Source organism: Hymenobacter sp. FMD4, assembly GCF_058932745.1.
Genome location: NZ_JBZYWH010000027.1, coordinates 61,430 through 69,915, shown reverse-complemented (window position 1 = coordinate 69,915; position 8,486 = coordinate 61,430). Strand labels below are relative to the sequence as shown.

At 60.0% G+C, this 8,486-nt stretch carries 5 protein-coding genes and 1 tRNA gene; all 6 read left to right on the top strand.

Annotated elements, in window-relative coordinates:
• The first annotated feature begins 215 nt into the window (after positions 1-215).
• The 6 genes from AC5FXY_RS19275 (at position 216) to AC5FXY_RS19250 (ending at position 8,482) form a co-directional block, all read left to right on the top strand.
• A complete protein-coding gene (locus AC5FXY_RS19275) occupies positions 216-1,133 on the top strand; it encodes an NAD(P)/FAD-dependent oxidoreductase (RefSeq protein ID WP_493558348.1) in 918 nt (305 codons plus the stop codon).
• Positions 1,134-1,311: 178 nt separating this feature from the next.
• Complete coding sequence (locus tag AC5FXY_RS19270; RefSeq protein WP_493558347.1) at positions 1,312-1,683, top strand: MerC domain-containing protein; 372 nt, start codon at positions 1,312-1,314, stop codon at positions 1,681-1,683.
• A 1,432-nt stretch (positions 1,684-3,115) separates the two neighbouring features.
• Positions 3,116-4,648, top strand: coding sequence for a TROVE domain-containing protein (locus tag AC5FXY_RS19265; protein WP_493558346.1), 1,533 nt, complete (start codon positions 3,116-3,118; stop codon positions 4,646-4,648).
• Positions 4,649-4,851: 203 nt separating this feature from the next.
• On the top strand, positions 4,852-5,679 hold the full coding sequence (locus tag AC5FXY_RS19260) for a TIGR02452 family protein (protein ID WP_493558345.1): 828 nt from the start codon (positions 4,852-4,854) through the stop codon (positions 5,677-5,679).
• A gap of 308 nt (positions 5,680-5,987) precedes the next feature.
• Positions 5,988-6,138 (top strand) — tRNA-Ala (locus AC5FXY_RS19255).
• A 940-nt stretch (positions 6,139-7,078) separates the two neighbouring features.
• The gene (locus AC5FXY_RS19250) at positions 7,079-8,482 is read left to right on the top strand and encodes an RtcB family protein (RefSeq protein ID WP_493558344.1); all 1,404 of its coding nucleotides are present in this window, start codon (positions 7,079-7,081) and stop codon (positions 8,480-8,482) included.
• The last annotated feature ends 4 nt before the right edge of the window (positions 8,483-8,486 follow it).

The window sequence follows — 8,486 nt, the reverse complement described above, 5'->3', positions numbered from 1 at the left end:
CTTCAGGTCCTGAGCAAACCTGCAGTAACACTGCCTGCACTACGCTGATACTGCTCTCAGGATTCCAACTCAGAGCTAGACTTGCCGGCGAAGATGCCGTCGCTGCCTAGTTGGCAAAGAGTTGACTGCCTTGGCTAGAAACCAATTTTAGGCCTGCCGGGCGCTTGCTCTGGTGCTGACCACTTGCCATCGTAATCCCCAAACCACTTACTGCCATGAACAATTCACCCGAAATTGTAGTCATCGGGGCCAGCCACGCCGGCTTGAGTGCCGCTCTCACGCTGGGCCGCTCGCGCCGTCGCGTGCTGGTGCTCGATGGTGGCCCGCCGCGAAACGCTCCCGCCGCCCACGCCCACAATTTCTACACCCAGGACGGCACTTCGCCCGCCGAGCTGCTGCGCCGCGGCCGGGAGCAGCTGGCGCCTTACGACGTGGAAATTCGTTCCGTAACGGCTCTTGCGGCCCGTAGCATGCCCAAGGGTTTCGTCCTTACCCTAGCCGATGCTTCAGAAATAACTACCGAGAACCTCATCCTGGCCACTGGCATGCTGGACTTGCTGCCCGCAGTGCTTGGCCTGCGGGAGCGGTGGGGGAACGGGGTGTACCACTGTCCGTATTGCCACGGCTGGGAAGTGCGCGACCAGCAAATAGCCATCTACGGCCGCGGTCCGGTAGGCTTTCACTTGGCCGTACTGCTGAACCACTGGTGCCCGCAACCTACCCTCTGCACCGACGGCCCCGCCGAGCTGGACACTGACCAGCGGGCCACGCTGAATGAGCTGGGCATAAGGATAATAGAAACCCCCGTAACGGCGCTGCAAACCACCGCCCACGGCGTAGATGCCGTAATGTTCGCCGACGGTTCTCGCTTGCCTGTGGATGCCGTATTTGCCCGGAGCCCGCAACAGCAGCGCTCCGACCTCGCCGCTCAGCTCGGTTGTGCCTTTACCGAAGATGGCCTCTACGTGCAAACAAATGCCAACGGGCTGACCAGTGTGCCGGGCGTGTACGCGGTCGGTGACCTGACCAACCCCTTCCAGCAAGTAATAGCCGCGGCGGCAGCTGGAGCCAGGGCTGCCGCCATCCTCAACAACGAACTGATATTCCGCGCCCACGCGCCGGTGCCGCACTGAACCGACCAGCGCTGCCCCCCGTATCCGGCCTTCTTGCTTGGATGAAACCTGCCGACAGGTTACTTCGCTTGCCTGCCTTATGGCGCTACGTTCAACTCCCAAAGCAGCCATGATGCGTGCAGCCGCGTGAGGGCCAGCGCTGGCTGCATTCTGATTAACTGAAAATCTTCGCTGTGGCATGAAACACGTGCTGTTACGCTTGTTAGCCGATTATGGAGGCATGTTGAACTCAAGCCTGTGCATTTTGCACTGCGCGGCTGGCCCCGTTGTGTTTGCGCTGTGGGGTACGCAGGAGGAAGCATGGGAATGGGCCTTTATGCTGATAAGCGGAGTACTGGTGCTCGGAGCTACGCGGCAAATGTCATCCGGGCCTCTGCGCCTCGCTTTGTGGGGCCTCTTTGGCGTGCTTATGCTGGCTGGGCTGCTTGTCAGCCGCTATCCGCTGATGGAAGGGGTGCAGTACGCGGCTTCGCTAGGCCTGATTGGTACGCACCTACTAAACCTGCGCCACTGCCGACGCTGCGTAGCGGAAGCGGGCCCTGCTCATTAGCTTGCCCCAGCTTAGCGTCAAGCTCTATAACGTATTCAGGAACAGCATAGGAACGTGTAGTCGCTTCTTGCCGGCTGTGCCCGATGCTTTTCAAAGAGGAAATGCGAATAAGTATCTGTTCATACCAGCCGCACCTTTCCGAAGCCAACCATAGTGCAACCAAAACGGCAATCCTTAAAATAAGGCTTTGCTTTGAAGGGAGTTTTACAATAAGGTAATTATTTAGATAATTAAATAAGACTACCTTTTTCAGTCACGGAAGGAGTTTGAAAAATATTTAAATATTTTTTTGCTCATGTATTGACTTTGATAAAATAACCTTTCTACCTTTGACCCGTTCAAAGCCCAAAACACAAACGACTTTAACGACTTCACTCGTCATGCGCCGCCACTTTAATCAATATATCGGTATGCCAAGCTCGCTGGAGGATAAGACCCAGCCGGTGTTCGGCGCGCATGCAACCAGTTGAAGTTTCGCTGATAGAAGCTTTCTAGTGCAAACGCCCGAATCCCTCCAGATTCGGGCGTTTTGTTTTCTTTTAGGTTCCAACTCGTTTATTTCCATGATGTCGACTCAATACCTACGACTGCTTTCCTCCGCCGTTTCAAGCGTGGTTGCCCAGTGCTGGTGTAGCGGCATCGGGCAGGTGAAACGGATAGATAAGCAGCCGCTAAAACGCGGCTAACGCTTTCCGCTCACCGCGTCCGATAAGTCACTGCTACGGACGTTATTTCACGGTATTTATTTTCTGAATTTGCTGCTAATGATTAGTGGCTAGGGAAAATATTGCCTGAATTTATTTGCAAATAATTTCTGAATTACGGCAATTAATTCTGTGTGAATTGCCGAACGTAATTGTACACCCTTTACTCAGGCGTCGCCATGCTTTACGACAGCTTTAGACTTATTCTTCATACCACCGCCACTACGGTTCCTTCGTCTGATTCTGCCATTGATAAGCGCCCCCTTGAGGGAACTCCTGACCAATGGCCAACCACCTCAAACCCCTACCTCGCACCGTCTGGCAGACCGAACAAGCCCGCCTAGTTCTGGCGCCGCATGCCACTTACCGAGCAAGGTAGAGCAACTGTTTAGCGTGCAGGGGCCGCTAGCAGGCGTTGATGCTCACTTTGGTGAGCAATCAGGCCAACCACCGCGGTGCAAGCCTGAGGCTAGCTCAACCCGCCGCCTCAACCAGGAGGAAATTAGCTGGGGGCGCTGGGCCGCTAACAACTGCCTACTAGTTCCCAAGGACTTAGTTGGGCGACCAACCCATAATACTAATCCGCCGGGCGTAGCCGGAGCCTTCCGTGCAACGATGCCGGATGGTAGTAAGGGAAGACTACCGATCCAGCGGGAAGCACCGACTACGCCTGCCCGGACGACCCGAAAGAGTCCATTTCACTATCCCACCATTTCGCTACCACCACTATGCGCTTCAACTTTACTTTCCGCAAAAACAAGCCGACGCCCAACGCGGTGAACCACGAAGGCGCCCCGGCTTACCAGCTGACTCCGGCTTTGGAGCTGTACGCCGCCGTAGCCACGGCCGCGCTCAGCGACCAGTTCTACGAGAAGGCCGATACCCGGCTGCAGCGCCTGCGCGAGCTGGTGGCCCGCAACGAACCACGCTTTGTGGCCCAGCTGGCCGTGTACGCCCGCGAAAAGCTCTACCTGCGCACCGTACCGCTGGTGCTGTGCGTGGAACTGGCCCGGCTGCACCGCGGCGACAACCTCGTGAGCCGCTTGGTGGCCCGCGTGGTGCAGCGCGCCGACGAAATCACGGAGCTGCTGGCTTTTTACGCCATGGCCAACCAGCGTCAGGGTCAGAAAAGACTGAATCGCCTCTCCAAGCAGCTGCAGAAGGGCCTGGCCCTGAGCTTCAACCGCTTCGATGGCTACCAGCTGGCTAAGTACGACCGGGCCGGCCAGGTGCGTCTGCGCGACGCCTTGTTCCTGGTACACCCCACGGCCAAAAGCCCGGAGCAGCAAGCCCTGTTCGACCAGTTGGTGCGCGGCGAACTGCCGACGCCCTACACCTGGGAAACGGAGCTGTCGGCGCTGGGGCAGCAGGCCTTCGCTACCGATGCGGAACGGCAGACGGCCGTTCGGCAGAAGTGGGAAGAGCTGATCAGCAGCGGCAAACTGGGCTACATGGCCCTGCTGCGCAACCTGCGCAACATCCTGGAAGCTGAAGTATCGGCCGCGGCGATGGAGCGCGTGGTGGCAACGCTCACCGATGCCGGCGCGGTGGCGCGCAGCAAGCAGCTGCCGTTCCGCTACCTGGCCGCTTACCGCGAACTGCTGCCGGTGCGCTCGGGTCACGTAGCCCGCGTACTTGCCGCACTCGAAACGGCCATCGGCCACTCGGTGCAGAACTTGCGCGGCTTCGACGCCGAAACGCGCGTGGTGGTGGCCTGCGACGTGTCGGGCTCCATGCAGCAACCGATTTCGGCGCGCAGCAAAGTGCAGTACTACGACATCGGGCTGGTGCTCGGGATGCTGCTGCAAGACCGCTGCGCCAACGTGGTGACCGGCATGTTCGGCGACCGGTGGAAGCGCGTGGCGCTGCCGCAAGGGCAGGTGCTCAGCAACGTGCAGGAGCTCTACCGCCGCGAAGGCGAGGTAGGCTACAGCACCAACGGCCACTTGGTAATTCAGGACCTGACCCGGCACTGCGAGCGGGTGGATAAGGTGATGATCTTTACCGACTGCCAGCTCTGGAACAGCCACAACGACGGCAAAACCCTGGCCGAGGCCTGGAGCCAGTACCGCCGCACCGTGGCGCCGCAGGCCCGCCTGTACCTCTTCGACCTGGCTGGCCACGGTACCGCGCCCGTGGACGTGCGCGCCGAGCACGGCGTGGCGCTCATCGGCGGCTGGTCCGACAAAGTGTTCGACGTGCTTCAGGCGCTGGAGAACGGCGGTTCGGCTCTGACGGAAATCGAGCAAATCGAGTTATAAAATCAGCTGCGGAAACGCAGAAGGGGAACCCGTTACGTGACCATCATTTAGTACTCGATTCACCTTAGCATACTTATCGACTTAAACGATACAAGTGGCTTTTACCTTCTGTGCTTCCCGGCTCAGATCTTCTGCAACCCCCAAGCGGCACGGAGAGGCGGCAATTTGGCCGCCACTCCCCAGGTCCGGAATCCTTCACCCTTATGAACCGCGAACATCGTCAACAACTGGCCCGCCAGACCCTTGCAGCCCTCGAACGGGGCCACTACCAGACCGACAACGGCCGGGCAGTCAACATAGAGGCCTGGCAACACGCTGCCCATCACGGCAGTCTGCTCTACCGGCCGGCGGACGTGGCCGCGCTGGTGCAGGAACTCGTGCCACCCGGCGGGGTGCCGGCGCAGGTGCGCGTGTATCACGCCACCACGCTGGCCGCAGCGGCCGCGCTGAGCCAGCAGTTTGCCCGCGTCGGCTGCTTGAATTTTGCTTCGGCCCGTAACCCGGGCGGCGGCTTTCTGGGCGGCAGTCAGGCGCAGGAAGAAAGCTTGGCGCGGTCGTCGGGGCTGTACCCGTGCATCGCGCAGTTTGAGGAAATGTACAGGCACAACGCCCACCTCAACGGCCTCTACAGCGACTACGCCATTTATTCGCCAGCCGTGCCGGTGCTGCGCAACGACGTCGGCGACTGGCTCGAGGAGCCGTATCGGGTGGACATCATCACCTCGCCGGCCGTCAATGCCGGGGCTTTGCACCGGAACCATCCGGAACTGTTGCCCGAACTGGTGCCCACCATGCAGCGGCGCATTCGGCAAGTGCTTGGCATAGCGGCCCGCCACGGCTGCGAGGCCCTAGTACTAGGTGCCTGGGGTTGCGGCGTGTTCGGCAACGACCCGGCCCAAGTCGCGCAGCTCTTCGCCGAAGCCTTAGCCGAACCAGCTATTCGCGGTCGGTTTAATCGCATCGATTTTGCGGTGTTTGACCCGAAGCCACCTCAAACCGCTTTGCGGGCTTTCAACGAAGCCTTCCACTAACTCTTCACTCTTGTAAAACCTTCATCCGATGAAGCTCACATAATACCAACTGCAGTAGCCCACCAGGCTGCTGTATCGCTCGAAAGCCAACAGGCAAGGTGCCGTAGCGAGGCGTTACTTCGCTTGGTAGAAACTTGTCGGCTGTTTCGGCAGCCACGAGTGGGTTCGACTCCCATCTACGCCTCGCGTCCTGTTGCCCTTGCCGTCGGTATCGAGACAAACGCACAACCCAGCCGGGTGTCGTCGCCTTCACCTACTTCGTGTTATAAGTTCGACTCTTATCACCCGTGCTTCACGCACAACACACACGGGTGTAGCTCAATGGTAGAGCAGAAGTGAGGCACATGTTACCCCGGCTTATTTTTTATGCTTACATCCGGGTGCCGTAGGAGCGCATTCCTTCGCCAGGAACTGGTGCCGCAAGGCGTGCGGGTTGGAGTCCCGCCTCGTGGCCGACCAAGCCTGAGTGGCGAAAATCCCAAGACGCGCCAGTTTAAAGGGCGTTCCGTCTGTTGCCTTGGATGGAGTTACCCGTTGGGTGCCGTAGCTCAAAGCCTTACTTCGATTATGACTCGCCGGGTCGCGGGTTCGAGTCCCGCCTCCTCCACAGAGTTTCCGCAATGGGGGAGTAGCTCAGTTGGTTAGAGCAGGATACGTAGGCTGGGCGCCTGTTGCCCCAACAAATTTTCACTGCTTACCGGATGCCGTAGGAGGGCGTTCCTTCGGTGAGGTCTTACGACCAAGCGGGTTCAACTCCCGCACCTGAACTGATGCGTTAGCAGCAATGCGGGCCAGCAGCTTTAGGTAGATGCCCTCCGCCCATTGCCCTGGTAAGCAGCTAATACCCTGATCAGTGCCGTAGCGCAGCCCTACTTCGCGCTGTTAACGCCCAGGTCGCGGGTTCGAACCCCGCCGGCGCGCCGCAAGGCAAGCCGTAGCTCAGTTGGTAGAGCAGGACTGTGGCTGTGCGTCTGTTGCCTGGTCAGGTTTTGGGCTGAAGAAGGTGTCGTCGGGTAGTCTTACTTCGACTGAAAATCGCCCAATGGGCTACCCACCTGTCACCCTTCTTCAGTTCAGCCCAAACGACCAGATGCCGTAGGGCAGCGTTCCTTCGACCTGTCACGACCTCGGCTTTCGAGCCAGTACGCTGCCCGCTTGTTGCTCCGGTTGTTTGGGAATTTATAACGACCAAACTCCCCTCCTCAGATGAGAAGGGGATGCAGTAGCGCAGCTACCGCTGGGGTGGTTGAAGAGCGTCCGCGCCGTCGGCAACGTCGGTACGAACTTGCCACCATTGCCAACCGCCCCGCCCTTCGAGCACCCTTCCTTCTCTAAGGATGGGAGTTCGTTCTCAACTCATCGTTCATAAAACGCGAACCATCCGTTCGCAAAGACCATTATGGCCAATCAACTACGCGGCAACGACCTTCGTCAACTGGGTTTTCCGGAAGGTCGGGCCATCGGGCTGGCGCTGGCCCAACTGCAGCGCAAACACCTGAAGCGCCTCTCGCATACCGATCAATTGGTTTTGCTGCAGGCGCTCATCAACAACCCCAACAACTTCCTGACTGACCTCGACTGGAGCCACACGGCGGCTGCGCTGCTGCCGCCGCCCAGCCGCCACATTGCCCTCACGGCCCGCAAGGACTACACGCTCTTCGGGGCTGAGCACATCGAGCCGGGTGCCATCCACCAGATGGAAACGGCCATGAAGCTACCCGTAACGGTTGCTGGAGCCCTTATGCCCGACGCCCACCACGGCTACGGCCTACCCATCGGCGGCGTACTGGCTACTGATAACGCGGTAATTCCCTACGCCGTGGGCGTCGACATTGGGTGCCGCATGGCTTTGTCCATCTTCCCGCTGCCGCCCCAGTACCTCACGCAGCGCGTGCAGGAGTTGCGCAACGTGTTGCTGACGACGACCAAGTTCGGCAACCGAGACGTGTTCCGGCACGGGCAGAAGATGGGGCACGAGGTGCTGGAGCGCGACGAATTTCGGGCGATTCCCTTCCTGCGCAACAAGCAGGAAACGGCCGCCGCCCAGATCGGTACTTCCGGCTCCGGCAACCACTTCGTGGAGTTTGGCATCGTGGAAATCACCGACCCGACCAACGAAATGGGCGTGCCCGTGGGCCAGTACCTCGGGCTGCTCTCGCACTCCGGTTCCCGCGGCCTGGGCGCGAGCGTGGCGCAGCACTACACCAAGCTCGCCCGCGAAACCTGCCAGCTGCCTTCGGAAGCCCAGCACCTCGCCTGGCTCACGATGGACTCCGAAGCCGGCCAGGAGTACTGGGCGGCCATGAACCTGGCCGGTGATTACGCTTCGGCCTGCCACCATCAGATTCATCAGCGCGTGGCCAAAGTCCTGGGCGAGCGGCCCCTGGCGAAAGTGGAAAACCACCACAACTTCGCCTGGAAAGAGCGCCTGTCGGACGGCCGCGAGGTAATTGTGCACCGCAAAGGCGCCACGCCGGCCAGCAAGGGTGTACTGGGCGTGATTCCCGGCTCGATGACGGCCCCCGGTTTCATCGTCCGGGGCCGCGGCGTGGCCGAGTCCTTGGCTTCGGCTTCGCACGGGGCCGGGCGACTGATGTCGCGCACCCGGGCCAAGGCCGAGCTGGGCGAAGCGGAAGTGCGCCGGCACCTGCAGGCGCACGGCGTGGAGCTGATCGGTGGAGGCCTCGACGAGGCACCGATGGCCTACAAGGACATCCACACCGTGATGCAGAGCCAGCAGGACCTGGTGGACGTGCTCGGCTCGTTCACGCCCAAAATCGTGCGCATGGACGGCGGGGCGTAAGGCG